Source organism: Streptomyces sp. GL_140 (assembly GCF_057834465.1).
The window spans coordinates 3,950,097-3,975,118 of the sequence record NZ_CM174404.1; the positions used below are offsets into that span (position 1 = coordinate 3,950,097).

Below are 25,022 nucleotides of genomic sequence, written 5' to 3' on the forward strand. Positions count from 1 at the left end.
TGAGTGTTTAGGACACTGCCTTGACTTCAGGGATGTGTCCGAGACCCGTCAAATCAAGCCACCCCGCCCGGAAGGGGCGGGGTGGCACGCTCACGGGTCACGTCCTGTGAGCCAAGTGGATCAAGCGGCTCAGACGCGACCGCGAGTGGCGCGGCGGCGGGCGGCCTCGTAGAGGACGACGCCCGCGGCGACACCGGCGTTGAGCGACTCGGCGCCGCCCGGCATCGGGATGCGGACCAGGTAGTCGCAGTTCTCGCCGACGAGGCGGCCGAGGCCCTTGCCCTCGGAGCCGACGACGATGACGACGGGGCCGCCCAGCGCCTCCAGCTCGTGCACCTCGTGGGTACCTTCGGCGGCGAGGCCGACGATGGTGATGCCTTCCTTCTTGTAGTCCTGGATGGCACGGGTCAGGTTGGTGACGCGCGAGACCGGGGTACGGGCGGCGGTGCCGGCCGAGGACTTCCAGGCGCCGGCGGTCATGCTGGCGGCGCGGCGCTCGGGGACGACCACGCCGTGGCCGCCGAAGGCGGAGACGGAGCGGATGATCGCGCCCAGGTTGCGCGGGTCGGTGATCCCGTCGAGGGCGACGATGAGCGGGTCCTCGCCGTTGTCGTACGCGGCGGCGGTGAGCTCGTCCGGGAGCGCGTACTCGTACGGCGGGACCTGGAGGACCAGGCCCTGGTGGTTCAGCCCGTTGGTCAGGCGGTCGAGCTCGGGGCGCGGGGCTTCCATCAGGTTGATGTTGCCGCGCTCGGCCGCGAGCTGGAGGGCCTCGCGGACGCGCTCGTCGTTGTCGATGAACTGCTGGACGTAGAGGGTGGTGGCCGGTACGCCGTCGCGCAGCGCCTCGAAGACCGGGTTGCGGCCCACGACCATCTCGCTGGTGCCCTTGGGGCCGCCGCGGCGCGGCGCCGGACGGCGCTTGGCAGCCTGGCGGGCCATGGCGTTGCTGATGCGGTTGGCCTTGTGCTTCTTGCGGTCCTCGGCCTTGGGCGTGGGGCCCTTGCCTTCGAGGCCCCTGCGCCGCTGGCCACCGCTGCCAACCGTCGCGCCCTTCTTATTGGACGTGCGGCGGTTCCTGCGCTGGCTGTTCCCGGCCATGACCTCTACCTGTTTCGTTGGTGCTGCGATATGTACGTATGAAGAGTGTGCCGCCCGGAACGCCGGACGGCCCAATCTGAATGCTCCAGAGGGACGCTCCGTGGGCTCAGCGGGGGCCGAGCGTCCAGCGGGGTCCGGTGGGGCTGTCCTCGATGACCAGGCCCGACTGCTGGAGCTGGTCGCGGATGGCGTCGGCGGTGGCCCAGTCCTTGCGCTCGCGAGCGGACTCGCGCTGCTCCAGGACCAGGCGTACGAGGGTGTCCACGGCGCCGTGGAGGTCTTCCCCGCGGTCCGCCTCGCCCGCCCAGTGCGGGTCGAGGGGGTCGAGGCCGAGGACGCCCAGCATGGCCCGTACCTCCGCCAGACGCGCGATCGCGGCGTCCTTGTCGTCGGCGGCGAGTGCGCTGTTGCCCTGACGGACGGTGGTGTGGATGATCGCGAGCGCCTGCGGGACGCCCATGTCGTCGTCCATGGCCTCGGCGAAGGCGGGCGGCACCTCGGCGGCCGGCTCGACCGTCTTGCCGGCCTTCTCGATGACGCGCTGGATGAAGCCCTCGATGCGCGCGAAGCCGGATTCCGCCTCGCGCAGCGAGTCCTCGCTGTACTCGATCATCGAGCGGTAGTGCGGGGTGCCGAGGTAGTAGCGCAGCACGATCGGGCGCCAGACCTTGAGCATCTCGGAGACCAGGACGGAGTTGCCGAGCGACTTCGACATCTTCTCGCCGGAGAGGGTGACCCAGGCGTTGTGCATCCAGTACCTCGCGAACTCGTCGCCGTAGGCCTTGGCCTGGGCGATCTCGTTCTCGTGGTGCGGGAAGATCAGGTCGAGCCCGCCGCCGTGGATGTCGAAGGCGCTGCCGAGGTACTTGTGCGCCATCGCGGAGCACTCCAGGTGCCAGCCGGGACGGCCGCGGCCCCACGGGGTCTCCCAGTCGGGCTCGCCGGGCTTGGAGGCCTTCCACATCGCGAAGTCGCGCGGGTCGCGCTTGCCCGCGACGCCCTCGTCGGGCTGGCGCAGGTCGTCGACGTTCTGGTTCGAGAGCTCCAGGTAGTCGGGGAAGGAACGGACGTCGAAGTAGACGCTGCCGTCGGCCTCGTACGCGTGACCGCGCTCGACGAGGCCGCGCATCATCTCGATCATCTCGGGCACGTGGCCGGTGGCGCGGGGCTCGTACGTGGGCGGGAGGCAGCCCAGCGCGTTGTAGCCGTCGTTGAAGGCGCGCTCGTTCTCGTAGCCGATGGACCACCAGGGACGACCCTGGTCCTCCGACTTCGCGATGATCTTGTCGTCGATGTCGGTGACGTTGCGGATGAAGGTGACGTCGAGGCCGCGGTAGGTGAACCAGCGGCGCGCGATGTCGAAGTTCAGGTACGAGCGGACGTGCCCGATGTGCGGTGCCGCCTGCACGGTGGCGCCACAGAGGTAGATCGAGACGCAGCCCGGAACGAGCGGGACGAAGTCACGGATCTGCCGGGCGCTGGTGTCGTACAGGCGAATAGTCACGGCATCCAGGGTAGTGGGCCTGTAGCAGTGCCCCGCGACCCTTTCGGTACGCGGGGCCCGCTTTGTTTGCGGAAGGGCCGCGGGAGCGACCCCCGTACGGGGTACTAGGCCCGGTTCGTCCGGTACACCAGGGCCGTGGCGATGGCTGCCAGGCCTTCGGCGCGGCCCGTGAGGCCCAGTCCGTCGGTGGTGGTGCCGGAGACCGACACGGGAGCGCCCGCCGCGGCGGCGAGCGCCTTCTGCGCCTCTTCGCGCCGCTTGCCGATCTTGGGGCGCACGCCGATCACCTGGATCGCGATGTTGCCGATCTCGAAGCCCTCGGCGCGCACGATCCGGGCGGCCTCGGCCAGCAGGGTGACCCCGGCGGCACCGGACCACTCGGGGCGCGAGGTGCCGAAGTGCGCGCCCAGGTCGCCCACGCCGGCGGCGGAGAAGAGCGCGTCGCAGGCGGCGTGCGCGGCGACGTCCCCGTCGGAGTGCCCGGCCAGCCCGTCCTCGCCCTCCCAGAGCAGGCCGGCGCACCACAGCTCGCGGCCGGTCTCGAAGGCGTGGACATCGGTGCCGATGCCGACGAGCGGGATGAGGGGGGCGGCGTGGTCAGTAGACATCGGTGGCCCTCCGGCGGGCGAGTACGGCCTCGGCGAGGACCAGGTCGAGCGGGCGGGTGACCTTGAAGGCCTCTTCGTGGCCGGGAACGACCAGGACGGTGACTCCGAGCTGCTCCACCATCCCGGCGTCGTCCGTGGCGCCCTGGCCGTCGGCCGCGGCGGCGGCGAGCTTCTCGTGCGCGCGCACCAGGGTGACCCGGTCGAAGCCCTGCGGGGTCTGGACGGCGCGCAGCCGGGCGCGGACGGGGGTGGCGACGACCGGCTCGGGCTCGCCCGGCGGGCCGGGTTCGACCTCCTTGACGGTGTCGGCCAGCGGCAGGGCCGGTACGACGGCGGGCGCGCCGTCGCGGACGGCCTCGACGACGGAGTCGACGGTGTCCACGGGGACGAGCGGGCGGGCCGCGTCGTGGATGAGGACGGCGGTGACGTCCGCCGGGAGGGCCTCCAGGCCGGCGCGTACGGACTCCTGCCGGGTTTCCCCGCCGGGGACCACCAGGATCTCGGTGCGCTCGGGCAGGGCGTGCTCGTCCAGGAGGCGGCGCACCTCCGCGGTGCCGTCGGGCGGGGCCACGACGACGACGAGGGAGACCGCGCGGGAGCGCGCCATGGCGCGGACCGCATGGATGAGCATGGGAATGCCGCCCAGGGTCCGCAGCGCCTTGGGGGCGCCGGGGCCGAGGCGGACCCCGCGTCCGGCGGCCGGGATCACCGCGGCGGTGCGGTGGGGGCGCGATTCGTCAGACATCAGTAGCTCCGAGCCAGGTTTGTGACTTCGGCCGACATGGGTATGGCCTCAAGGGTGCCGGGTGCGACGCCCCTCGCCCCTTCCGTGACGACCGGTCGAGGCGGCCGACCGGACCCGGCACACCAGTACCGGTACGCGTCCGAAGACGGGCGTGGGCGTGGGTATGACTGTGGGTATGGGTATGAGTCCGGATGCCGATATGGGTCCAGACATGCCGCAGCGCCCGGCAACAAGTCACCTTGTCATCGGGCACCGCGGCACAACTGTGTACGACCACACGTACGGGCGATCGCGTCAGGACGCGAGCACCTCGTCGAGGAGGGCCTCGGCCTTGTCCTCGTTGGTGTTCTCGGCGAGCGCGAGCTCGCTCACCAGGATCTGACGCGCCTTCGCGAGCATGCGCTTCTCACCCGCGGAAAGCCCGCGCTCACGCTCACGACGCCACAGGTCACGCACAACTTCGGCGACCTTGATGACATCGCCAGAAGCGAGCTTTTCCAGATTTGCCTTGTAGCGCCGGGACCAGTTCGTCGGCTCTTCTGCGTACGGTGCGCGAAGCACCTCGAAGACCCGGTCCAGCCCGTCCTGGCCGACTACGTCGCGAACGCCCACGAACTCCGCGTTGTCCGCAGGTACGCGAACGGTCAGGTCACCCTGAGCGACCTTGAGCACCAAGTAGGTCTTGTCCACGCCTTTGATCTGGCGAGTTTCGATAGCCTCGATCAGCGCGGCCCCGTGATGGGGATAGACCACGGTGTCGCCAACCTTGAACGTCATGTGACAGGTACCCCTTCCGTGGCTATCCAGGGTAACACGAGAACTGACTGTTATGAATGGCGTTTTCGCAGGTCAGGGCACATCTCGGGGCTTGACAACACCGACAGGAACGTGCTGCGAGAGGCTTCCGGAAGGGGGTATTCGCAGGTCGGAGGGTCTGTGCGGACCGGGCGAAACGGCTACGTTACACCTGCCCAAGGGTCCCGCCAGTGTGATGTACGTCCTGTTTTGCCGGTTTCCGGGGCCGGAAACCGAACTACTCCGTTCGACTGGTGGCCACCCGTACGGTCCCGTTCCGGCCCAATCCGCAATTTGATCACCAAGTGCTGTTCGAGGGAATCCCGGAATTGATCAACGGGGCGTCGGCGGCCCTTATCCGAATGGAAGATCGCCCGACGGATCCGCACGACGATCCGGTCGATGATCAGCACGGCGATCGGGTCGCCGATCCGGTCGATGATCCACCGGCGATCCACCGGTGATCGGCCACTGATCGTCCGCGCGCGGCGGGGCCGGGGTGTCGCCCGGACAGGGCCGCCTCCTTACTGCGGAGGGTCGGGTGCGGGGGCGGGGCGGCGGCTCGGTAACCTAAGCCCGCTGACACACCCTTAGAGCGGCTTTACTTCGGCTGCTCCGAGCGTCCACCCTTCCGCTTCGTACGTCCAAGGAGATGCCTCCGCCGTGAGCCGCAGCCTTCGACGCGGCGCCCTCGCCGCCACCGCCGTCGTGTTCTCGATCGCCTCGCTGGCCGCGTGCGGTGCGGGCCACGACGCGCAGACTCTCCAGGTCAAGCCGGACAATGCCGCCGTCACCAAGGGCGACATCAAGATCCAGAACGTCCTGGTGATCACCCAGGAGAACAAGGACAAGAAAGACAAGAAGGGCCCGGCCGCCGTCTCGGCGACCCTCTTCAACAGCGGCACCAAGGACCAGACCCTCGACGCCATCACCCTCAAGGGTGGCAAGAGCCCCATCGTGCTGACGCCCGCGAGCGGCGCGTCCAAGGTCGTCGTCCCGGCCGGCGGCTCCGTCGTCCTGGGTGGCAAGGGCAACGCCTCGGCCTCCATCACGAGCGGCCGCGAGGCCGTCGAGGACGGCAACGTACAGAAGGTCTCCTTCCAGCTGAGCACCGCGGGTGACGTGGAGCTCCAGGCCTTCGTCGTCCCGGCCGTCGGCATGTACGCGGGCTTCGGCCCGACCGCGGCCCCCGCTGCGGGCACCACCCCGTCCGGCAGCCCCTCGGGCTCGCCCTCGACCACCCCGTCGGGCAGCGCCTCCGGCTCTCCCTCTCCCTCCGGCTCCCCCGCGGGCACCCCGTCGGGGTCCCCGTCCTCCAGCGCCGGTCACTGACCGAGCGCGGAGGAACGTAGAGGAACGGCAGCAGGAACGAACACGGGAACGGCCCCCGTCCGCATCGAGCGGACGGGGGCCGTTCCCGTAGGTCACTTCCGGGGCCCAGCGGTTTACGGCTCGAACTTGTAGCCGAGGCCGCGGACCGTGACCAGGTAGCGCGGGGCTCCCGGGTCGGGCTCGATCTTGGCGCGCAGGCGCTTCACGTGGACGTCGAGGGTCTTGGTGTCACCGACGTAGTCGGCGCCCCAGACCCGGTCGATGAGCTGCATGCGGGTCAGTACGCGGCCCGCGTTGCGCAGCAGCATCTCCAGCAGGTCGAACTCCTTGAGCGGGAGGTCCACCTTGGCGCCGGCGACGGTGACCACGTGGCGGTCGACGTCCATCCGTACGGGTCCGGCCTCCAGCGCGGCCGGGGTGACCTCTTCGGGCTCGCCGCGGCGGCGCAGGACCGCGCGGATGCGGGCGACCAGCTCCCGCGAGGAGAAGGGCTTCGTGACGTAGTCGTCGGCTCCTATCTCCAGACCGACGACCTTGTCGATCTCGCTGTCCTTGGCGGTCACCATGATGACGGGGACGTTGGAGCGGCCGCGCAGCTGTCGGCAGACCTCCGTGCCGGGCAGGCCGGGGAGCATCAGGTCGAGGAGGACGAGGTCGGCGCCATTGCGCTCGAACTCGTCGAGCCCGTCGGGCCCGGTCGCGGCGATCGCGACCTCGAAGCCCTCCTTGCGGAGCATGTAGGACAGGGCGTCGCTGAAGGATTCCTCATCCTCGACGACGAGCACTCGGGTCACGGAAGGACCTCCGGGGCAGGAATGGCTGGTGCGGTTTGAGGTTCGAGCTGGGGGTGAGCAGGTGCGGGAGCCGTCGCCGGGGCCGGCGCGGCCGCTTCGGGGAGTCGCAGGGTGAACGTGGAGCCCTGGCCCTCCGAGCTCCATACCGACACCTCCCCGCCGTGCGAAGCCGCTACGTGCTTCACGATCGCGAGGCCCAGGCCGGTTCCTCCCGTGGCACGGGAGCGGGCCGGGTCCACACGGTAGAAGCGTTCGAAGATGCGCTCGCGGTCCTTTTCCGGGATGCCGATGCCCTGGTCGGTCACGGCTATCTCGATCAAGTCTCCACCCGGCGCGGTGACCCGGCGCGCGGCGATGCCGACGCGGGTGCGGGCGGGGCTGTAGTTGACGGCGTTCTCGACCAGGTTTCCGAGGGCGGCCGCGAGCTGCCCCCGGTTTCCCCATACCCGCAGGTCGGCGGTGCCGCCGGAGGCCATGGTGATCTGTTTGGCCGACGCCGTGTGGCGGCAGCGGTCTATGGCTTCGGCCACGAGCGTGTCCACCCGTACCGGCTCGGCGTCCTCCAGGGGGTCGTCGTTCTGTACCCGGGAGAGGTCGATGAGCTCCTGTACGAGGTTGATCAGGCGGGTGGCCTCGATCTGCATGCGGCCGGCGAAGCGGTGGACCGCTTCGGGGTCGTCGGAGGCGTCCATGACGGCCTCGGAGAGCAGCGAGATCGCGCCCACCGGGGTCTTGAGCTCGTGCGACACGTTGGCGACGAAGTCGCGGCGCACGGCCTCGATGCGGCGGGCCTCGGTGAGGTCCTCGACCAGGAGGAGCACCAGGCGGGAGCCGAGCGGTGCGACGCGCGCCGAGACGGCGAGGGCTTCGCCGCGGCCGGTGCCGCGCCGGGGCAGGTCCAGCTCGACCTGGCGTATCTCCCCGTCGCGACGGGTGTCGCGGGCCATGTGGAGCATGGGTTCCACGGCCAGCTTCCCGCCGCGGACCAGTCCGAGGGCGTATGCCGCCGAGCTGGCCTTGACCACCGCGTCGCCCTCGTCGAGGACCACGGCGGACGAGCGCAGTACGGAAAGCACGGTGTCCACACCTGGTGGGAGCACCGCATTGATGTCGGGGCGCATGGAGCTCCGGGTGGGGCGGGCTTGGTCGCGCTCGCTCCAGCGGAACGCCAGCATCGCGATGACGCCGGTACAAAGACCGGCAATCGCTGCAGCTGCGGCGACCGCCGCGTTCACGTCCATGACTCCAGGTTAAGCAGGCACAACGACACTTCCACAGCCGATCGGGTGGCAGCTCGAACAGTCGTCGCCCAGAGTTCACCCTGACGACGGGGTTGATTCACTTGTGATGCCGGAGTCGGTCGCGTTGGAGGGTGAACGTGTAAACGTGGGGCCAGGCCGTCTCTGTCGGATCCTGCCGGTCAGGCCCGATCCGAAGAGAGAACGGCCAAGAGGCCGCCCCGGGCAGTACCGGGCAGTACCGCAGTAGTAGGTCGAGAGAGGGACACGAGACATGCGTGACGCGTACCACGAGGAACTGGACTCGATCGGAGAAGGCCTGGTCGAGATGGCCCGGCTGGTCGGTTCCGCCATCGGGCGGGCCACGACCTCCATGCTCGACGCCGACCTGAAGCTCGCCGAGAGCGTCATCGCCGCGGACCAGAAGGTCGACGACCTCCAGCACGACCTGGAGGCCCGTGCCATCGCGCTGCTCGCACGCCAGCAGCCGGTCGCCACCGACCTGCGCATCGTCGTCACCTCGCTGCGCATGAGCGCCGACCTGGAGCGCTCCGGCGACCTGGCGCAGCACGTGGCCAAGCTCGCCCGGCTGCGCTTCCCGGACACCGCGGTCCCGCGCGACCTGCACGCCACCATCCTGGAGATGGGGCAGCTGGCACAGCGCCTGATGGCGAAGGCCGCCGAGGTCATCATCACGAAGGACGTCGACCTGGCGCTCCAGCTGGAGCAGGACGACGACGAGATGGACCAGCTGCACCGCACGCTGTTCCAGCACCTGATGGACGACCGCTGGAAGCACGGCATCGAGACGGCGGTCGACGTGACGCTGCTGGGCCGCTACTACGAGCGCTTCGCGGACCACGCGGTATCCGTCGCCAAGCGCGTCGTCTACCTGGTGACGGGTGAGCACGCGGACGAGCTCCAGCCTCCGACGCAGGTCGAAGGCGTCTGAGGCGCGGCGGGGGCCGGATCGACAACGAGCCCCCAATGCGCCGTTGACGCACGGGGTCGGCTGGGCATGAATGAGGTCGAAGGCACAACGCCTACGAGGAGGATCCATGCCCGATTCCCCCGTCCCCATCACGCCGGCAGCGGAAGCACAGCCCCAGCCGACGGAAGTCCTGCGGCTCCCGCTGCTGGCGGCCTGCGGCTGCGGCTCGGGCTGCGGCTGCGGCTGCCAGTCCGGCGCCCCCTGCCAGTGCGGCGGCTGACCGCCTCCGCCCGGCTCGACGCACCCCGATGGGCCCCGCCCGACACACGTCGGCCGGGGCCCTTCGCGATCCGTCCATCCGTCCGTCCGTGCAGGATCGCCGAGCGCCAGGTCGTCTCAGAGCTGCCGCTTGGCGGCGGCGACGAGGTCGCGGATGCCCTCTCGGGTGGAGCCGCGGCGGATCTCGAACTCCTCCCGGCTGTCCGTCCTGTGCACGACCCCGATCTCGGAGAACAGCGCCTGCGCCCGCGCGCTCAGCGCCTCGTCGCCGGTGAGCATCTGCAGCCGGAACAGGGCCTCTTGGGCTTCGGAGCGCAGGTCGTGGGAGCGCGCGTTGACCACGACCGGGTCCTCGTACCCCCCGTACGGCTGCTGGTACGTGCAGAACCACAGGTGGACGAGGGTGCGCCGGAAGTTCACGAGCGCCCCGGCGTACGAGGTGTAGGCGTCGAGCCGTTCCTGGCGCAGCTTCTCCGACCGGGTGAACTCGTGCCCCCGCTCGGCAACGCGCTGCTGGAACGCGAAGGTGACCCCCGACCCGAGCAGCGTCCCGAGGACGGCTATCGCACTGGCGATGATGGCTTCCACCCCGCCACCCGACCACGCCGGGGGCCCGGCCACAAGCCCCCTTGGCGACGGCAAAACGCCATGCGTGCCTAGCCGTTGTTGTTCCCGATGTCCCCGTTGTCGTTCCCGCTCACGCTGTTGTTGTTCCCGCTACCACTGCCATTGCCGGTGGGGTTGCACCGCGCCACACCCCCCGTGGGCCCGGGCCACGAAAAAGCCCCCGATCGGCGCCATGAGCGCAGGTCGGGGGCGTGATCGCTTTTGCTACTTCTTCTTGCCCTGGTTCTTGACGGCCTCGATGGCGGCCGCCGCGGCGTCCGGGTCGAGGTAGGTGCCGCCCGGGTTGAGGGGCTTGAAGTCGGCGTCCAGCTCGTAGGAGAGCGGGATGCCGGTCGGGATGTTCAGGCCCGCGATGTCCGCGTCGGAGACGCCGTCGAGGTGCTTGACCAGGGCGCGCAGGGAGTTGCCGTGCGCGGCGACCAGGACGGTGCGGCCGTCGAGGAGGTCCGGGACGATCGCGTCGTACCAGTACGGGAGCATGCGGACGACGACGTCCTTGAGGCACTCGGTCCGCGGGCGCAGCTCCGGCGGGATCGAGGCGTAGCGCGGGTCCTCGGACTGCGAGAACTCCGTACCGTCCTCGAGCGCCGGCGGCGGGGTGTCGTACGAGCGGCGCCACAGCATGAACTGCTCCTCGCCGAACTCGGCGAGGGTCTGGGCCTTGTCCTTGCCCTGCAGGGCGCCGTAGTGGCGCTCGTTCAGGCGCCAGGAGCGGTGGACGGGGATCCAGTGACGGTCGGCGGCCTCGAGCGCCATCTGCGCGGTGCGGATCGCGCGCTTCTGGAGCGAGGTGTGCACGACGTCGGGGAGCAGGCCGGCGTCCTTGAGCAGCTCACCGCCACGGACCGCCTCCTTCTCACCCTTCTCGTTGAGATTGACGTCCACCCAGCCGGTGAACAGGTTCTTCGCGTTCCATTCGCTCTCGCCGTGGCGGAGGAGGATGAGCTTGTACGGTGCGTCGGCCATGCGTACGAGCCTAATGGACGCGCCCGGCCGCTCGCGCGCGGTGTGTACGGCGCGCGGAAGGTCCCGATTGACGGTGGCCGTCAATCCAGTGGCCCTGGAGAGCACCCATCCGTAGGGTCCGAATAGCCAGAGGGACACTTACATTTCCGGGGGGACTCCTTATGTCCGTTGCCAGTTTGAGGCGGGCCGCTCGCGAGAGCGTGTCGGGCCTGCCACGCGAGTTCTGGTGGCTGTGGACGAGCACGCTGGTCAACCGGCTCGGGGCCTTCGTCGCGACGTTCATGACTTTGTACCTGACCTTGGAACGGGGCTATTCGGCCTCGTTCGTAGGACTTGTGGTGGCGCTCCACGGCCTCGGCGGTGTGGTGTCCTCGCTCGTCGCGGGCGTACTGACGGACCGGCTGGGCCGCCGTCCCACGCTGATGGCGGCGCAGGCCTCGACCGCCTTGTCGGTGGCGCTGCTCGGGTTCATGGAGCATCCGGCGGCGATCGCGGCGGTGGCCCTGCTGGTCGGCGTCACCTCGAACGCCTCGCGCCCGGCGGTGCAGGCGATGATGGCGGACATCGTCCGCCCCGAGGACCAGGTACGGGCCTTCGCGCTGAACTACTGGGCCATCAACCTCGGGTTCGCCGTCAGCGCGATGGTGGCGGGCTTCGTCGCCGAGTACAGCTACCTGGCCGGGTTCCTCGGCGAGGCCGCCCTGACCCTGGTGTGCGCGGTGCTCGTGTACGTCAAGCTGCCCGAGTCGCGGCCGGTGCGGACCGCCGCGGAGGAGGCCGCCGCCGAGCCGGAGGTCGGGCTCGGTACGGTGCTGCGCGACGGGCGGTTCATGGGCGTGGTCGGGCTGTCGTTCCTGATCTCGCTGATCTTCATGCAGGGGTCCTTCGGGCTGCCGCTCGCGATGGGGGCGGCCGGTTTCTCCACCGCCGACTACGGCCTGGTCATCGGGGTCAACGGCGTGCTGATCGTGCTCCTGCAGATCCCGGTCACCCGTTTCATCGAGCACCGCGATCCGCAGAAGCTGCTGGTCATCTCGGCGCTGCTCGCCGGGTACGGGTTCGGGCTGACCGCCTTCGGCGGTTCGGTGTGGAGCCTGGCCCTGACCGTCTGCGTGTGGACGCTGGCCGAGATCGTCAACTCGCCGACCCAGATGGGCCTGGTCGCGCGGCTCTCCCCGCTGCACGGGCGCGGCCGCTACCAGGGCATGTACACGATGTCCTGGGCGGTGGCCTCGCTGGTCGCCCCGCTGCTGGCGGGCTTCGCGATCGAGCACTTGGGCGCGGCCTGGCTCTGGGGCTCGACGGCGGTGCTGGGGACCGTTGCCGCGCTGGGCTACTGGCTGCTGATGCGGGCGCTCCCGGCACATCCGGCTCCGCCGAGGTTCGAGGCGCAGGGGTCCGGGGGCGTGGCCCCCGCCGCGCCCGCCGCCCCCGCCGCGCCGGTCACGCCGTCGGCTGCGTCAGGTTCTTGAAGGCGTCCAGGTTGCGCGTGGACTCGCCGCGCGAGACCCGCCATTCGTACTCGCGGCGGATCGCGCTCGCGAAGCCCAGCTCCAGCAGGGTGTTGAAGGCGCCGTCCGCCGCTTCCAGGACGGTGCCGAGCAGCCGGTCCAGGTCGTCCGGGGTGATCACGGACAGGGGGAGGCGGGCCGTCAGGTAGATGTCGCCGAGCGCGTCGACCGCGTAGGACAGGCCGTAGAGCTTGAGGTTGCGCTCCAGCAGCCAGCGGTGGACGCCCGCCTCGTTCTCGTCGGGGTGGCGGATCACGAAGGCGTTGACCGACAGGGAGTGCTTGCCGACCTTGAGCGAGCAGGTCGTGCTGAGCTTGCGGGTGCCGGGGAGCTGGACGACGTAGGAGCCCGGCGAGGGGCTCTCCCAGCTCAGTTCCGCGCCGGTCAGGGCCGCCTCGACGATCGCGGCGGGGTCGGTTTCAGCGTCAGCCATGGTGGGAGCGTACGTGACGGCGGTGATCGTGCATCGCCGCGGTGTAGACGTCCGCCGTGCCGCTCGCGGCGGTGTCCCAGCCGAAGAACTGCGCGTGCCGCGCCGCCGCCGCGCCCATCCGGTCCGAGAGGTCGGGCTCCTGCACGAAGCGCCGTAGCTCGCGGGCGTAGTCCACCGGATCGTGCCCGGGTACGAGGATGCCCGTCACTCCGTCGTTGACGGCGACCGGCAGCCCGCCGACGGCGGCGGCCAGCACCGGGGTGCCGGTGGCCTGGGCCTCTATGGCGACGAGCCCGAAGGACTCGCTGTAGGAAGGCATGACCAGCACGGACGCCGCCCGGAACCAGTCCGCGAGCGCGTCCTGCGCCACCGGCGGGTGGAAGTGCACGAGGTCGGCGATGCCGAGCTTGGCCGCGAGCTTCTGCAGCCCCTCCGGCTTCGCGAGCCCGCTGCCGCTGGGCCCGCCCACGACGGGTACGAACAGCCGGCCGCGCAGGGCCGGGTCCCGGTCCACCAGCTCGGCGACGGCGCGCAGCAGGATGTCGGGGGCCTTGAGCGGCTGGATGCGGCCCGCGAAGAGCGGGATGACGGCGTCCATGGGCAGCCCGAGGCGGGCGCGGGCGGCGGCGCGGCCGTCGGCGACGGTGAAGCGGTCGAGGTTGACGCCGGGGTGGACGACGGCGACCTTGCCTGGGTCGGCCTCGTAGTAACGGACGAGCTCGTCGGCCTCCTCCGCGGTGTTGGCGATGAGGCGGTCTGCGGCGGACACGATCTGCGTCTCGCCGATGACGCGGGCGGCGGGCTCGGGGGTGTCGCCCTCGGCGAGCGCGGCGTTCTTGACCTTGGCCATGGTGTGCATGGCGTGCACGAGCGGGACGCCCCAGCGTTCGGCGGCGAGCCAGCCGACGTGGCCGGAGAGCCAGTAGTGGGAGTGGACGAGGTCGTAGTAGCCGGGGCGGTGGCGGGCCCACGCCTGCATCACGCCGTGGGTGAAGGCGCACAGCTGGGCCGGCAGCTCCTCCTTGGCGAGGCCCTCGTACGGGCCCGCGTCCACGTGCCGTACGAGGACTCCGGGCGCGAGCTCGACCACGGGCGGCAGGCCGCCGGTGGTGGCCCGGGTGAAGATCTCGACCTCGATGTTGATCGCGGCGAGGCGCTTGGCGAGCTCGACGATGTACACGTTCATGCCGCCGGCGTCGCCCGTGCCGGGCTGGTGCAGCGGCGAGGTGTGCACGCTGAGCATCGCGACGCGGCGCGGCTTGCGGTGGCCGCCGACGGCGGCCGGCAGGCGCAGGCGCGGCGGGTCGTGACGGGTGGCGGAGCGGCCCGCGGCCGCGGCGAGCCGGCCGCCGATGCTGCCGCCGAGGCGGGACACGTACTGACTCAAGGGAGCAGTTCCTCTCGCTCGGACGGCATGACGCGGGGAGCGCGGTCGGCGCTCTTCTAGGAGTGCAACCCGGATGGCGGCGTCCCGCATTCCGGGGACGGCGTTTTTCCTGTTCCGTTTGCCGGATATTTATCGGGCCGGAGCGCTCCGCTTACGCTCTGCACATGGCCTCCCGCTCCACCCCGCCCGCTTCCCCTCCCCCGCGCCGCCCCGTCGGCACGGTGACGCGCGGCACGACGAACCCCAACCGCCTGCGCCGCATGGACCGCTGGATCGCGGCCACGCACGGGGCGGTACTGCGCCGCGCGGACGCGCCCGTGGCGGTGGACCTGGGCTACGGGGCCGCGCCCTGGACCGCGGTGGAACTGCTGGCGCGGCTGCGGGAGGCGGCTCCGCGGGTGCGGGTGGTCGGCATCGAGATCGAACCGGCGCGGGTCGCGGGCGCGAAGCCGTACGAGCGGGAGGGCTTGAGTTTCCGGCACGGCGGCTTCGAGGTGCCGCTGGAGGGCGGGGTCCGGCCGGCGCTGATCCGCGCGGCGAACGTACTGCGCCAGTACGACGAGCAGCAGGTCGAGGAGGTCTGGGAGCGACTGTGTTCCCGGCTCTCCCCCGACGGACTGCTGGTCGAGGGGACCTGTGACGAGATCGGGCGGCGCCACGTCTGGGTCGCACTGGGGCCCGAGGGGGCGCGCACGGTGACCTTCGCGACCCGGCTCGGCTCCCTGGAGCGCCCCTCGGACCTGGCGGAACGGCTGCCGAAGGCACTGATCCACCGGAACGTTCCGGGCGAGCCGGTGCACGCGTTCCTGCGCGACTTCGACCGGGCGTGGGCGGCCGCCGCGCCGTACGCCTCCTACGGGGCGCGGCAGCGCTGGATCCGCACGGCGCGGGCGCTGTCCGGGGACTGGCCGCTCGCGGACGGCCCGGTTCGGTGGCGTCAGGGGGAACTCACGGTGCGGTGGGAGGCGTTGAGGCCAGTGGGATGAGAGCGTGTGGGTGGGTGTGGGAAGCCTGTGGGGGTCCCGCCGGGGTCCGTGGTGTCCGGGGGATGACGGGGACGGATCGGGTGGATATCCACAAGGGTGTTGGAATTCACCGACTCATGGCACCATCCCGAAGGCAGTGACAAGTTACTGACGATTAGTCATTCGGTGCCTGGGGGGACCATGAGGAAGCAGCGGCGGGGTTCGATCGCCCTCACTCTGCTGTGCGCGATGGCACTGCTGACCGCGCCCGGCCTCGCGGTCGGCACGGCGTTCGCGGCACCTGAGCCGCAGACGGGCAAGTCCCTGGAGCAGGTCCGCAAGGAGATAGAGGACCTCTATCGCGCGGCCGGCTCCGCCACGGACGCCTACAACCTCGCGGAGAGCGAGACCAGGACCCAGTCCGCGAAGATCGTCGAGATCGCGAAGCTGGTCGTCGCCGGCAACGACCGCATCGAGACGCTCAAGAGCCGTGCGGGCGCGGCCGCCCGCGCCCAGTACCGCTCGGGCGGGCTGCCGCCGAGCGCGCAGCTGGCCCTGAGCAACAACCCGGTGCAGTTCCTGGACGGGGCGGACCGGCTGCGCCAGGGCGAGAAGGCCACCTCCGACCTGCTCTCCGAACTGAACCGGACCCAGAGCGACTTGCAGCAGTACGCGAAGGACGCGAGCGCGCACTGGGAGACGCTGGAGGCCAACCGGGTCAAGCAGGAGGCCTCCAAGAAGGAGATCGAGCAGAAGATCAAGGCCGCGGAGGAGCTGGAGAGCAAGCTGGAGGCCGAACAGAAGGCCAAGCTGCTCCAGCTGGAGATGGAAGCCCAGTACAAGGCGCAGACGCAGTGGCTGTCCTCGGGCGCGCTGAAGGACGCCACGGGCGCACCCACCTCCGAGGCCGGCAAGAAGGCCGTGGCCTTCGCGGTCGCGCAGATCGGCAAGCCGTACGTGTGGGGCGCGCAGGGCCCGCAGTCCTTCGACTGCTCCGGCCTGACCTCGCAGGCCTGGCTGGCGGCGGGCAAGGCGATCCCGCGCACCTCGCAGGAACAGCTGCGGCTGCCGAAGGTGGCGATCAAGGACATGCGCCCGGGTGACCTGATCATCTACTTCGACGACGCGACCCACGTGGGCATGTACATCGGCGACGGCGCGATCATCCACGCCCCCCGCCCCGGCCGCAACGTCACCATGGCGGGCGCGGGCTCCATGCCCATCAAGGCCGTGGTCCGCCCGGACGCGTAGCCCCCACCGGGGCCCGCAACCCCACCCGCCGCCCCGGGGCCCGGGGCGGTGCCGGGGCGGCCCCGGGACACTGCCTTCAGCCCGGGCGGAGCCCGTCTCCGGCTCGTCCGGCGCTCGAGGCCGCGAGCCCGTCTCGCTGGGCGGGACGCCCGGCGCCGCCGCCGTGACGTTGGTCATTCGGCCACGCGGACTTTCCCCCGCGATAACCGCATATGACAGAGCCACGCACCGGGCCCGCCATTCCGCTCGCACCACCCCGCCCGCTAGGGTCGCCGGACGAGCGCACCCCAAGGGTCGGGAAGGAACCGGAGACGATGCCCGCACCCGTACCCACGCCCGCACCCGTGCCGCGGCAGAGGGACACCCCGCCCACCGAAACGGGCCCCGGCACCGGCAGCCTCTACGGCCAGGCCTCCCTCACCCTGCTGGTGATCGAGGACGACCCCGCCGGCGGCCTCACCGTCCCCGAGATCCTCGACGTCGACGGCCACCGCATCCGGCTGCGCAGCGCCCGCAACCTCACCGAGGCCACCCGCCTGCTCACGCCCGACGTGAACTGCGTCCTCCTCGACCTCGCCCTCCCCCACAGCGCCACCGGCTCGGGCTCCGGCTCCGGCAGCGCCCCGGTCGATCCCCTCGCCGCCCTCCGCCAGGTGCTCCGCATCGCGCCCCGGCACGCCGTCCTGGTCCTCACCTCCGAGGAGGACGCGGAGCGCGCCGCGGAGGCCGTACGCGTAGGGGCCCAGGACTTCCTCTTCCGCGACGAGCTCGACGGCCGGCTCCTCAGCCGCGCCATCCGGTACGCGGTGGAGCGCAAGCGGGCCGACATCGCCCAGTACAAGCTCGCAGAATCGAAACTTCGGGCCCAGGAGAACGCCCGCCTGGAGCGCGGCCTGCTCCCGCACCCGCTCCTGGAGGGCTCCGACCTCCGCTTCGCCGCCCGCTACCGCCCCGGCCGCAGCCGCGCCCTGCTCGGCGGGGACTTCTACGACACCGTCCGCACCCCCGACGGCACCGTCCACGCGATGATCGGCGACGTCTGCGGCCACGGCCCCGACGAGGCCGCCCTCGGCGTCGAGCTGCGCATCGCCTGGCGCGCGCTGACCCTGGCCGGGCTGTGCGGCGACGACCTGCTGGCGACCCTCCAGGAGGTGCTCGAAGTCGAGCGCCCCAACGAGGAGATCTTCGCGACCCTGTGCACGGTGGACATTGCCCCGGACGGCCGCCGCGCGGGCCTGTGCCTGGCGGGACATCCGGCGCCCCTGATATCCCGGCCGGGCCGGGCCGCGCGACTGCTCCCGTACGAGGACAGCGGCCCGGCGCTCGGTCTGCTGCCCCGGGCCCGCTGGCCCCGCCGCCAGGTGGAGCTGGGCGGCTCGTGGAGCCTGATGCTCTACACCGACGGGCTGATCGAGGGCCGGATCGGCGTCGGCAAGGAACGCCTCGGGCAGGACGGCATGGTCGAGATGATCAACCGCCACCTGGACTCCGGGCTCAGCGGCGAAGGCCTGCTGGAAGCCTCGGTCACCGAGGCCCGCCGCCTCAACGGCGGGGAACTGACGGACGACGTGGCCGTCGTCCTGCTCTCACGCAGCGAAGCCTGAGACGTCTACCGTCCGCCGTTGTAGGGCCCGTACGGCCCGTCGCTGCTGCTGCCACCGCTGCGCCGCCCGCCACCGCCGCCCGAGACCTGCTTGAGGGCGGGGCGCACGTCGACGAAGAACACGATGCTCGCGACGAGCCCGGCGATCTGCAGGAAGAGCATTCCGAGGAAGAAGTCCACGACGACGGTGATGCCGAGGATGACCAGCCAGAAGGTCTTGGTCTGCTTGTCGGCGGCACGGTACGCGTCCTCGCGCGCCATCAGCGCGAGCACGAAGGCCGCGACGGCAAGCCCGAGCATGGCGTACCCGAGCAGCGGGAGCACTCCGCTGTCGAACCCGTTCATCAACATCGCCTGACCGCCTTCTCACGCTGCACGCCGCAGCCTGTTGCCGGATGCCGCCTTGCCTCCACGCTACCGGCAGAGCCCTCTTCGCAAACACCGACGGACCGGACACCCCTCGGGTGTCCGGTCCGCCACGGTGTTCTCAGCTCTCGTCCGCCGAGGCGGCGGCCTTCTTGGCCGTGGCCTTGCGCGCGGCGGGCTTCTTCGCCGCGGGCTGCTCGGCGGCGGCCGGCTCGGCCGCCACCTCGCCCTCCGGCGCGGTCTGCGTCTGCGGCTCCGGCTCCACGACGACCGCGATGTCGACGATCTCCTCGGAGACCTCGCCGCGCCAGGCCCGTACGGCCTGCTCGCCGTGCTCGGCGACCTTGTCGTAGGCCTCCTTGGCCTTGACCGCGTACTCGGCGGCCACGCCGACACCGCGCAGCGCCAGGTCCTGGGCGGTCTCCCCGAGCTTCTTCGGGTCGATCGATCCGAGCACCTCGGCGACCTTGGCGCTGACCGCCTCCTGGGCCTCCTTGGCCTTCTCCTGCACGACCTTCGGGTCGGTGTTGCGCACGGCCTCGATGCGGCCGGGGGCCTCGGCGCGCAGCTGCTCGATGAGACCGGGCACCTTTTTGGCCTGCTGCACGGCGAGGTCGGCGGTGCCGGCGGCGAAGTAGAGCGGGGTCGGGTCGGTGAGGGTCTTCTTCAGGTCATCGGCGATGGCCATGTGCTGGTCCTCCCGGATCACAGTCTCAGTTCGTATGGTGCGTCTCTGCATGCGAATCGGCATCGGCGTCGGCGTCTGCTCCGGCAGCGGCCCCGGCCTCGGCCTGCGCCTCGGTCCGTGCCTCCGCCTCGGCGGCGTTCTCCTTGCGGAAGGACTCGTAGACCTGGAGCAGCACGTTCTTCTGCTGCTCGTTGATCGACGGGTCGGCGAGGATCGCGGCCCTCGTCTCCACCTCGTCCCGGTCCCGCTCGTCCAGGATCCCGGCCTGCACGTACAGCGTCTCCGCGGAGATCCGCAGCGCCTTGGCGAGCTGCTGCAGGATGTCCGCGCTCGGCTTGCGCAGCCCGCGCTCGATCTGGCTGAGGTACGGATTCGACACCCCCGCCGCATCGGCGAGCTGCCGCAGCGAAAGCTGCGCCTGCCGCCGCTGCTCACGCAGGTATTCGCCGAGGTTTCCGACGTTGAGCGATGCCATGCCACGATCCTGCCGCACCTTGCTAACTATTGCAAGCAGCTGCTTGCAATAGCTCCCACGCCTCAGTCGTCGGAGTCGTCGAGATCGAACCCGGGGCGGGTCCAGAGCGTGAGGTCGCTGCTGGTGGCGACCGCCAGGGTGCGGCCGGAGGGGGAGAAGCCGACGGCGCGGAGTTCCGAGTACTCGGAGTGGAAGACGTGCCACCACGTGCCTCCCGCCGGTCCTCGGTGCGCCCTGCCGTCGGTGGAGAGGATCACGCGGTCGTGGGGCCACTCGGGGCTGACGACGTCAAGGGTCCAGCCGTCCGGCGTGGTGCTGTGCAACCCGCCGCCGAAGAGCCCCGCGATGCGGACCCGGGCGCCCTCGACCGGGCCGAGCCCGGGGCAGGTGAGGTCGGGCGAGGCGTCGGGGGTGCTGGTGTCCGGGTCGGGATCCCGATCACGGGCGATCTTCTCGCCACTGACCGCGTCGAAGAGTCCGTGGCCGTCACGCGACACGACCATGACGAGGTCGCGCCCGCTGTCGGGATGGACCGCGAAGCCGATGCCGAGCAGCCCCCCGACAGGGGTCCTCCGGTCCAGCACCGGCTCCCAGGGCTCCGGGGCCTCCATCACGTCGGCCCCGGTGTAGCGCTCGCGCAGCTCCTGCTGGTACTCGCTGATCAAGTCGTCTCCTGGAATCCGTGCCCGTGGCGGGACACCCGCTACGCCGTCGCGATGACCACCGTCGCGTAATACTCCTCCGAGGTCACCGCCCGTACCGACAGGCCCTGCGCCGACAGTGCCGACGCCGTCACCGGGGACTGGCGGGTGCTCGTCTCGATCAGGAGCCGGCCGCCCGGGGCGAGCCAGGGCAGGGCGCCCGCCGCCACCCGGCGGTGGATGTCCAGGCCGTCCGTGCCGCCGTCCAGGGAGACGGACGGTTCGTGCTCGCGGGCCTCCGCCGGAAGCAGGCCGATCTCGGAGGTCGGCACGTACGGGGCGTTGACCACCAGGATGTCCACCCGCCCCCGGAGCGAGGCGGGAAGCGGGGAGTACAGGTCGCCCTCCCAGACCTGCCCGCCGTACGGGGCCACGTTGCGGCGGGCGTAGGCGAGCGCGGCCGGGTCGATGTCCGCCGAGTGCAGTTCGGCCCCCGGCACCTGCGCGGCCACCGCCGCGCCCAGGGCACCGACCCCGCAGCACAGGTCCACGACCACCGCACCGGGGCGGGCCAGCGCCACCGCCTCCATGGCCAGGAACTCGCTGCGCCTGCGCGGTACGAAGGCGCCCTCGCCGACCTCCATGCGCAGCCCGCAGAACTCCGCCCAGCCGACGACGTGCTCCAGCGGCTCCCCCGCCACCCGCCGGGCCACCAGCCCGGCCAGGTGCGCCTCGTCCTCGGCGGCAGCCGTCAGCAGCTCCGCCTCCTCCTCCGCGAAGACGCAGCCGGCCGCGCGCAGGAGTTCCACCAGTGTTGCCATCTCGCCCATTGCCTCCGTGGCTTCGTATCCCCCCACAAGTCTCGGTCCCCGCCCGCGCCGCCGGCTCAGAAGATGTCCGGGCACCACGGACGGCGCGGCGTACGGAACATCGCGTCCGCCAGCTCCAGCGCCCCGGCCGACCCCCCGAGATCGGTGATCTCGCCGAGCGCCGCCAGCCGCACCGCCGACTCCTCGCCGAGGTACAGCGCCCCCAGCGTGCTCACGTCGAGGCGCAGGTCGGCCGGCTCCTGGGTCCGTACGCAGTCCCCCGCGCCCGCGTCCAACCGGTAGCGGCCGTCCGCCAGGCCGGCCCGGTCGGTGACCTCCAGTACGAGGCTCCCCGCCACGGCGTAGGTCCTGGCGCCGAGGGCCCGTTCGACGTCCAGCAGCCGTACCCACAGCCAGTCCGCGGCCGTCACCAGCCGGGCGGCGCGCACGTCGGGCAGCAGCCGGGCCACGAGGTCGTCGGGGGCGCGGAAGCCGGTGCGGACCTTGAGCACCCAGTCGATGGAGCACAGGAAGTGCCACAACGCCCGCTCCGCCTCCGGGGTGACGGCCAGGAAGTTCCTGACCTGCACGGTGTTGAGCGGGACCTTGCCGTCCGTCCAGTTCTCGTCGGTGGAGTACGTGGCCAGCCCGGCCACCTCGCCCCCCGCCGTCCGGTACACCGCGTGGAACGTGGCCTTGTACGGGTTGTGGGACCACTCCTCGGCCCCCGTGGCCAGCCGCCACCAGCGCGCATCGCGGCGGATCGCGCCGGGCGTGGCCGCGCGCAGCCGCTCGTGCAGCGCCGGGCCCACCTCCCGTACCTCGGCCAGGTCCACCATGTCGATCCGCCCGCCCGCGCCCGCACCCGCACCCGCACCCGCGAGTCCGGTGCGCGGTACGTCGATCTCCCATTCCGAGACGGAGGTCGCGGGCCCGTACCCGTACCGCCCGTAGATCGGGTACTCGGCGGCGATCAGGATCGCCGCCGCGTCGCCGCGCGCCTTGGCCTCGGCCAGTTCGGTGGCCATCATCCGGGTCAGCAGCCGCTGACGGCGGTGCGTGGGCAGCACGGTCACGTTCGAGACGGCGCTCACCGGGAGCAACGCCCCACCCGGCACCGTCAGTTCCTGCGGGAAGGACCGGAAGGTGGCCACGCACCGGCCGGTCACGGGGTCGAAGGCGCCCAGGGACCGGGCGAGGTCCTCGTAGGCGATGCACTGGGCAACATCTTCGGCGGTCGGGCGACCGGGGCGCAGGAACCCCGTGTTCATCGCCCCCAGCCAGTCGGAGACTTCGGATTCGGTGATGGGCCGGACGTCAGCACTCATAACAGGCCACGCTAATCGGCGGACCCGGCCGCGTCGCCCGGATTTCCGCCCTCTCGCCCTCTCGCCCTCTTGCCCTCTCAGGCGAGCAGGTCGTCCACCTGCGCCTCGCCGTCCCGGTAGCGCCGGGTGATCTCCGTGCTGCAGTCGTCGACCGTGCGCTGGAGCTGCTGGCGGCGCCGCGAGACCTGCTGTTCGTAGCGCACCAGCCGGGCCAGGCCCTCGTGGAGCTCCTCGTCGGTGCGGGCCCCGAGGTCCGACAGCTCGATGTTGGACAGCATCTCGGCGGCCAGCAGCCGGTACTCCTCCCCGTGCGGGGTGCCCAGCGTGACGTGCCTGGCGGAGGCGCTGCGGCTGGACGGGGCGTCCGCGAGGATCTCCGACAGACGGTCCACCACCGGCGCCTCGGGATCCGTACGCCGGGCCAGCTCGGCGCGCAGGATGTCGATGCGGCCCTGGAGCAGGCGCCGTACGTAACTCAGGTCGGCCTCGTCGCGCTGCGCGTCACGGCGCAGCGCGCGCAGCTCCGGCAGACCGAGCGCGGTGTTCGGCGTAGCCACGACCTCTCCGGAGCCGGGGCCGGTGCCGGGGCCGGTGCCGGGGCCGGATCCGGCGCCCGTTCCCGTTGCGGAGCCCGTTCCCGCGCCCGCGCCCGTGCGCTGCGTGGGCGGGCGCGGCACCGGCACATCGGCGGATGCCGCCGCGGACCCGGCGGCCACGGCAGGCGCGGCGGGCACAGCGGATGCAGCGGGTTCAGCGGGTGCAGGTGCGGAGGTACCAGAGATTTTCATACGTTCGTATCCGTCCCCTCGACCGGTGCTGGTGGCACCGCCTGCGTGCATCGTGCCACTCTCCGTGGTGCCGATGCAGTCCCACTCCACCCGATCGGCCCCGGACGGGCCAACGGTTGATTCGTTCTACCTCTGGTTGGCCTTCGGATACCTCGTACGGGTGATCGGCGGTCAGGCAGGGCACGCCTGACTTCACAGAGACGTCAGTTCCAGTGAAGAACATCAGTACGGCCGTAAGTGATCATCCGGCGTCGGCCAGGTGGCACCTGCCGGGACCCAGGCGACCAGCTCGCGCTGTTCCCCGTCTCCCAAGACCGTTCGGGGAGACAGCCGGCCAGTCCGGCGCACGGTGATTCGGCCGATACCAGCCGACATCGCTAGAGACGGTGCAAGGCTGGTACACAGGTGGCATGCGAGCAGTGGTGCAGAGGGTGGACGGCGCGAGCGTCGTGGTGGCCGGCGAGACCGTCGGGGAGATCGTCGGAGAGGGGCTGTGCGTCCTGGTGGGGGTGACCCATGACGACACCCCGGAGAAGGCGGCGCTGCTGGCGCGCAAACTGTGGTCGGTGCGGATCCTGGAGGCGGAGAAATCCTGCAGCGACGTCAACGCGCCACTGCTGGTGATCTCCCAGTTCACCCTCTACGGAGACGCCCGCAAGGGCCGCCGCCCCACCTGGAACGCGGCCGCGCCCGGCCCGGTCGCCGAGCCGCTCGTGGACGAGGTCGTGGCTCAACTTCGGGCGCTGGGCGCGACGGTGGAGACGGGCCGGTTCGGCGCGGACATGCGCGTCTCGCTGACCAACCACGGCCCGTTCACCATCGTCATCGACATCTAGCGCTACGGGGCTACGGCGCTACGACGACCTCCTGCGCGGCGGCCGTCTTGCCGACCAGCAGCGGCGCGTCCACCGGAACGTTCCGCTTGACCAGCGCGAGCGCGATCGGCCCGAGCTCGTGGTGGCGGACCGCGGTGGTCACGAAGCCCAGCTGGCGGCCCTCCTCGCCGTCCGCGGCCAGCCGTACGGGCGTTCCGTGCGCCGGGAGCAGCACCTCGGAGCCGTCCAGGTGCAGGAAGACCAGGCGGCGCGGCGGCTTCCCCAGGTTGTGGACGCGGGCCACCGTCTCCTGGCCGCGGTAGCAGCCCTTCTGGAGGTGCACGGCGGTGCCGATCCAGCCCAACTCGTGCGGGATGGTTCGGTGGTCGGTCTCCAGACCGAGCCGCGGCCGGTGCGCCTCGACGCGCAGGGCTTCGTAGGCGAGCAGTCCGACGGCCGGACCGTTGGCGGCGGCGAAGGCCTCCAGCTCGGCGCGAGGCAGGAAGACGTCACGGCCGTACGCGGTCTCGCGCACGGCCAGTTCCTTGGGCACCTCGGCAATGGCTCCGGCCGGCAGGTACACGACGGCGAACTCGGCCGTGGCGTCGGCGACTTCGACGCGGTAGAAGAACTTCATCGCCTCCAGGTAGCCGATGAGCGCCTCCTGGGTGCCGGGCTCGACGTGCATCCACGTCGTCGTACCGTCGTCGACGAGGTAGAGCGCGTGCTCGATGTGGCCGTTCGCGGAGAGGATCAGGGCCTCGGTGGCCTGGCCCGCCGGAAGCTCGGTGACGTGCTGAGTGATCAGCAGGTGCAGCCAGCTGAGCCGGTCCGGGCCGGTGACGGTGACGACCCCGCGGTGCGAGAGGTCCACGAAGCCGCGGCCGTCGGCGAGGGTGCGCTGTTCGCCGTACAGCTCGCCGTAGTGGGCGGCGACGCCCTCGTCGCGGCCTTCGGCCTGTACGGCGCCGGGGAGATGGAGCAAGGGGCTGCTGGTCATGCCACCAGCCTACGACCCTGCCCGCCGGAGCTCCCAGGCCGT

28 protein-coding genes are annotated in these 25,022 nt (G+C 71.2%); 9 read left to right on the forward strand and 19 right to left on the reverse strand.

The genetic code is table 11. From position 1 onward, the window contains the following. Positions 1-129 precede the first annotated feature (129 nt). From rlmB to AC3IYJ_RS18360, 5 genes are all read right to left on the reverse strand, one after another. Complete coding sequence (gene rlmB / locus AC3IYJ_RS18340) at positions 130-1,101, reverse strand: 23S rRNA (guanosine(2251)-2'-O)-methyltransferase RlmB (RefSeq protein WP_489402376.1); 972 nt, start codon at positions 1,099-1,101, stop codon at positions 130-132. A 106-nt stretch (positions 1,102-1,207) separates the two neighbouring features. Further along, a complete protein-coding gene (cysS, locus tag AC3IYJ_RS18345) occupies positions 1,208-2,605 on the reverse strand; it encodes a cysteine--tRNA ligase (protein WP_489402377.1) in 1,398 nt (465 codons plus the stop codon). A gap of 104 nt (positions 2,606-2,709) precedes the next feature. Further along, on the reverse strand, positions 2,710-3,213 hold the full coding sequence (ispF, locus tag AC3IYJ_RS18350) for a 2-C-methyl-D-erythritol 2,4-cyclodiphosphate synthase (RefSeq protein ID WP_489402378.1): 504 nt from the start codon (positions 3,211-3,213) through the stop codon (positions 2,710-2,712). Next, complete coding sequence (ispD, locus tag AC3IYJ_RS18355; protein ID WP_489402379.1) at positions 3,203-3,958, reverse strand: 2-C-methyl-D-erythritol 4-phosphate cytidylyltransferase; 756 nt, start codon at positions 3,956-3,958, stop codon at positions 3,203-3,205. Before ispD ends, ispF begins: the two co-directional genes overlap by 11 nt. A 294-nt stretch (positions 3,959-4,252) precedes the next feature. Further along, on the reverse strand, positions 4,253-4,735 hold the full coding sequence (locus tag AC3IYJ_RS18360) for a CarD family transcriptional regulator (RefSeq protein ID WP_003953493.1): 483 nt from the start codon (positions 4,733-4,735) through the stop codon (positions 4,253-4,255). Positions 4,736-5,007: 272 nt separating this feature from the next. Here AC3IYJ_RS18360 and AC3IYJ_RS18365 point away from each other — a divergent pair, with 272 nt between their 5' ends. Next, on the forward strand, positions 5,008-5,217 hold the full coding sequence (locus AC3IYJ_RS18365) for a hypothetical protein (protein WP_489402380.1): 210 nt from the start codon (positions 5,008-5,010) through the stop codon (positions 5,215-5,217). 199 nt (positions 5,218-5,416) lie between these two features. Beyond that, positions 5,417-6,085, forward strand: a complete 669-nt coding sequence (locus AC3IYJ_RS18370; RefSeq protein ID WP_489402381.1) for a DUF461 domain-containing protein — start codon at positions 5,417-5,419, stop codon at positions 6,083-6,085. Positions 6,086-6,198: 113 nt separating this feature from the next. Here the strand turns inward: AC3IYJ_RS18370 and phoP are convergent, their stop codons facing one another. Both phoP and phoR read right to left on the reverse strand, forming a co-directional pair. Beyond that, the gene (gene phoP / locus AC3IYJ_RS18375; RefSeq protein ID WP_466527820.1) at positions 6,199-6,870 is read right to left on the reverse strand and encodes a two-component system response regulator PhoP; all 672 of its coding nucleotides are present in this window, start codon (positions 6,868-6,870) and stop codon (positions 6,199-6,201) included. A gap of 5 nt (positions 6,871-6,875) precedes the next feature. Next, complete coding sequence (gene phoR / locus AC3IYJ_RS18380) at positions 6,876-8,120, reverse strand: two-component system sensor histidine kinase PhoR (protein WP_489402382.1); 1,245 nt, start codon at positions 8,118-8,120, stop codon at positions 6,876-6,878. 271 nt (positions 8,121-8,391) lie between these two features. Here phoR and phoU point away from each other — a divergent pair, with 271 nt between their 5' ends. Both phoU and AC3IYJ_RS18390 read left to right on the forward strand, forming a co-directional pair. Next, entirely contained in the window at positions 8,392-9,069 is a 678-nt protein-coding gene (gene phoU, locus AC3IYJ_RS18385; RefSeq protein ID WP_112449136.1) for a phosphate signaling complex protein PhoU, read from the forward strand. Between the two features lie 106 nt (positions 9,070-9,175). Continuing rightward, positions 9,176-9,328: a hypothetical protein gene (locus AC3IYJ_RS18390; protein WP_489402383.1), complete on the forward strand. Its 153-nt coding sequence runs from the start codon at positions 9,176-9,178 to the stop codon at positions 9,326-9,328. Positions 9,329-9,444: 116 nt separating this feature from the next. Here the strand turns inward: AC3IYJ_RS18390 and AC3IYJ_RS18395 are convergent, their stop codons facing one another. Both AC3IYJ_RS18395 and AC3IYJ_RS18400 read right to left on the reverse strand, forming a co-directional pair. Next, on the reverse strand, positions 9,445-9,915 hold the full coding sequence (locus AC3IYJ_RS18395; protein ID WP_489402384.1) for a hypothetical protein: 471 nt from the start codon (positions 9,913-9,915) through the stop codon (positions 9,445-9,447). Between the two features lie 243 nt (positions 9,916-10,158). Further along, entirely contained in the window at positions 10,159-10,920 is a 762-nt protein-coding gene (locus tag AC3IYJ_RS18400) for a phosphoglyceromutase (protein WP_449482791.1), read from the reverse strand. Positions 10,921-11,081: 161 nt separating this feature from the next. On the opposite strand from AC3IYJ_RS18400, the gene AC3IYJ_RS18405 reads away from it, so the two are divergent. Continuing rightward, positions 11,082-12,392, forward strand: coding sequence for an MDR family MFS transporter (locus AC3IYJ_RS18405; protein ID WP_489402385.1), 1,311 nt, complete (start codon positions 11,082-11,084; stop codon positions 12,390-12,392). On the opposite strand, the gene AC3IYJ_RS18410 is transcribed toward AC3IYJ_RS18405, so the two are convergent. Both AC3IYJ_RS18410 and mshA read right to left on the reverse strand, forming a co-directional pair. Beyond that, on the reverse strand, positions 12,364-12,864 hold the full coding sequence (locus tag AC3IYJ_RS18410; RefSeq protein WP_489402386.1) for a type III secretion system chaperone family protein: 501 nt from the start codon (positions 12,862-12,864) through the stop codon (positions 12,364-12,366). The two genes, AC3IYJ_RS18405 and AC3IYJ_RS18410, sit on opposite strands and share 29 nt — an antisense overlap. Continuing rightward, positions 12,857-14,251, reverse strand: coding sequence for a D-inositol-3-phosphate glycosyltransferase (gene mshA, locus AC3IYJ_RS18415; protein ID WP_489402387.1), 1,395 nt, complete (start codon positions 14,249-14,251; stop codon positions 12,857-12,859). Before mshA ends, AC3IYJ_RS18410 begins: the two co-directional genes overlap by 8 nt. Before the next feature lie 164 nt (positions 14,252-14,415). Between mshA and AC3IYJ_RS18420 the strand changes: the two genes are divergently transcribed. The 3 genes from AC3IYJ_RS18420 (at position 14,416) to AC3IYJ_RS18430 (ending at position 18,071) form a co-directional block, all read left to right on the forward strand. After that, a complete protein-coding gene (locus AC3IYJ_RS18420) occupies positions 14,416-15,237 on the forward strand; it encodes a class I SAM-dependent methyltransferase (RefSeq protein ID WP_489402388.1) in 822 nt (273 codons plus the stop codon). A gap of 180 nt (positions 15,238-15,417) precedes the next feature. Continuing rightward, positions 15,418-16,467: a C40 family peptidase gene (locus AC3IYJ_RS18425; protein WP_489402389.1), complete on the forward strand. Its 1,050-nt coding sequence runs from the start codon at positions 15,418-15,420 to the stop codon at positions 16,465-16,467. 314 nt (positions 16,468-16,781) lie between these two features. Then, positions 16,782-18,071, forward strand: coding sequence for a PP2C family protein-serine/threonine phosphatase (locus tag AC3IYJ_RS18430; protein ID WP_489402390.1), 1,290 nt, complete (start codon positions 16,782-16,784; stop codon positions 18,069-18,071). Between the two features lie 5 nt (positions 18,072-18,076). On the opposite strand, the gene AC3IYJ_RS18435 is transcribed toward AC3IYJ_RS18430, so the two are convergent. From AC3IYJ_RS18435 to AC3IYJ_RS18465, 7 genes are all read right to left on the reverse strand, one after another. Continuing rightward, on the reverse strand, positions 18,077-18,421 hold the full coding sequence (locus AC3IYJ_RS18435) for a DUF2516 family protein (protein WP_489402391.1): 345 nt from the start codon (positions 18,419-18,421) through the stop codon (positions 18,077-18,079). Positions 18,422-18,557: 136 nt separating this feature from the next. Continuing rightward, positions 18,558-19,124 (reverse strand): hypothetical protein, encoded by a 567-nt coding sequence (locus tag AC3IYJ_RS18440; protein WP_489402392.1) that lies wholly within the window; start codon positions 19,122-19,124, stop codon positions 18,558-18,560. 25 nt (positions 19,125-19,149) lie between these two features. Further along, positions 19,150-19,599, reverse strand: a complete 450-nt coding sequence (locus AC3IYJ_RS18445) for a helix-turn-helix domain-containing protein (RefSeq protein ID WP_489402393.1) — start codon at positions 19,597-19,599, stop codon at positions 19,150-19,152. Between the two features lie 62 nt (positions 19,600-19,661). Then, complete coding sequence (locus AC3IYJ_RS18450) at positions 19,662-20,264, reverse strand: hypothetical protein (protein WP_489402394.1); 603 nt, start codon at positions 20,262-20,264, stop codon at positions 19,662-19,664. A 38-nt stretch (positions 20,265-20,302) separates the two neighbouring features. Then, on the reverse strand, positions 20,303-21,061 hold the full coding sequence (locus AC3IYJ_RS18455) for a putative protein N(5)-glutamine methyltransferase (protein WP_489402395.1): 759 nt from the start codon (positions 21,059-21,061) through the stop codon (positions 20,303-20,305). Between the two features lie 65 nt (positions 21,062-21,126). After that, positions 21,127-22,377, reverse strand: a complete 1,251-nt coding sequence (locus AC3IYJ_RS18460) for a GNAT family N-acetyltransferase (protein WP_489402396.1) — start codon at positions 22,375-22,377, stop codon at positions 21,127-21,129. 77 nt (positions 22,378-22,454) lie between these two features. Beyond that, positions 22,455-23,165 carry an RsiG family protein gene (locus AC3IYJ_RS18465; protein WP_489402397.1) on the reverse strand — a complete coding sequence of 237 codons (711 nt, stop codon included), beginning with the start codon at positions 23,163-23,165 and terminating at the stop codon, positions 22,455-22,457. Positions 23,166-23,575: 410 nt separating this feature from the next. On the opposite strand from AC3IYJ_RS18465, the gene dtd reads away from it, so the two are divergent. Next, positions 23,576-24,001, forward strand: coding sequence for a D-aminoacyl-tRNA deacylase (gene dtd / locus AC3IYJ_RS18470; RefSeq protein ID WP_136213713.1), 426 nt, complete (start codon positions 23,576-23,578; stop codon positions 23,999-24,001). 10 nt (positions 24,002-24,011) lie between these two features. Here dtd and ygfZ read toward each other — a convergent pair whose 3' ends face one another. Continuing rightward, positions 24,012-24,980: a CAF17-like 4Fe-4S cluster assembly/insertion protein YgfZ gene (gene ygfZ, locus AC3IYJ_RS18475; RefSeq protein ID WP_489402398.1), complete on the reverse strand. Its 969-nt coding sequence runs from the start codon at positions 24,978-24,980 to the stop codon at positions 24,012-24,014. Positions 24,981-25,022 lie beyond the last annotated feature (42 nt).

Bases quoted from the DNA above. Each gene is read 5' to 3' on its own strand.
- AC3IYJ_RS18455 (WP_489402395.1), bottom strand. From the start codon at position 21,061: ATGGCAACACTGGTGGAACTCCTGCGCGCGGCCGGCTGCGTCTTCGCG.
- ygfZ (WP_489402398.1), bottom strand. From the start codon at position 24,980: ATGACCAGCAGCCCCTTGCTCCATCTCCCCGGCGCCGTACAGGCCGAA.
- AC3IYJ_RS18430 (WP_489402390.1), top strand. From the start codon at position 16,782: ATGCCCGCACCCGTACCCACGCCCGCACCCGTGCCGCGGCAGAGGGAC.
- phoR (WP_489402382.1), bottom strand. From the start codon at position 8,120: ATGGACGTGAACGCGGCGGTCGCCGCAGCTGCAGCGATTGCCGGTCTT.
- AC3IYJ_RS18425 (WP_489402389.1), top strand. From the start codon at position 15,418: ATGAGGAAGCAGCGGCGGGGTTCGATCGCCCTCACTCTGCTGTGCGCG.
- AC3IYJ_RS18405 (WP_489402385.1), top strand. From the start codon at position 11,082: ATGTCCGTTGCCAGTTTGAGGCGGGCCGCTCGCGAGAGCGTGTCGGGC.
- AC3IYJ_RS18360 (WP_003953493.1), bottom strand. From the start codon at position 4,735: ATGACGTTCAAGGTTGGCGACACCGTGGTCTATCCCCATCACGGGGCC.
- AC3IYJ_RS18420 (WP_489402388.1), top strand. From the start codon at position 14,416: ATGGCCTCCCGCTCCACCCCGCCCGCTTCCCCTCCCCCGCGCCGCCCC.
- AC3IYJ_RS18435 (WP_489402391.1), bottom strand. From the start codon at position 18,421: ATGTTGATGAACGGGTTCGACAGCGGAGTGCTCCCGCTGCTCGGGTAC.
- AC3IYJ_RS18390 (WP_489402383.1), top strand. From the start codon at position 9,176: ATGCCCGATTCCCCCGTCCCCATCACGCCGGCAGCGGAAGCACAGCCC.
- AC3IYJ_RS18410 (WP_489402386.1), bottom strand. From the start codon at position 12,864: ATGGCTGACGCTGAAACCGACCCCGCCGCGATCGTCGAGGCGGCCCTG.
- ispD (WP_489402379.1), bottom strand. From the start codon at position 3,958: ATGTCTGACGAATCGCGCCCCCACCGCACCGCCGCGGTGATCCCGGCC.
- AC3IYJ_RS18400 (WP_449482791.1), bottom strand. From the start codon at position 10,920: ATGGCCGACGCACCGTACAAGCTCATCCTCCTCCGCCACGGCGAGAGC.
- dtd (WP_136213713.1), top strand. From the start codon at position 23,576: ATGCGAGCAGTGGTGCAGAGGGTGGACGGCGCGAGCGTCGTGGTGGCC.
- ispF (WP_489402378.1), bottom strand. From the start codon at position 3,213: ATGTCTACTGACCACGCCGCCCCCCTCATCCCGCTCGTCGGCATCGGC.
- rlmB (WP_489402376.1), bottom strand. From the start codon at position 1,101: ATGGCCGGGAACAGCCAGCGCAGGAACCGCCGCACGTCCAATAAGAAG.
- AC3IYJ_RS18445 (WP_489402393.1), bottom strand. From the start codon at position 19,599: ATGGCATCGCTCAACGTCGGAAACCTCGGCGAATACCTGCGTGAGCAG.
- AC3IYJ_RS18460 (WP_489402396.1), bottom strand. From the start codon at position 22,377: ATGAGTGCTGACGTCCGGCCCATCACCGAATCCGAAGTCTCCGACTGG.
- phoU (WP_112449136.1), top strand. From the start codon at position 8,392: ATGCGTGACGCGTACCACGAGGAACTGGACTCGATCGGAGAAGGCCTG.
- AC3IYJ_RS18465 (WP_489402397.1), bottom strand. From the start codon at position 23,165: ATGAAAATCTCTGGTACCTCCGCACCTGCACCCGCTGAACCCGCTGCA.
- AC3IYJ_RS18440 (WP_489402392.1), bottom strand. From the start codon at position 19,124: ATGGCCATCGCCGATGACCTGAAGAAGACCCTCACCGACCCGACCCCG.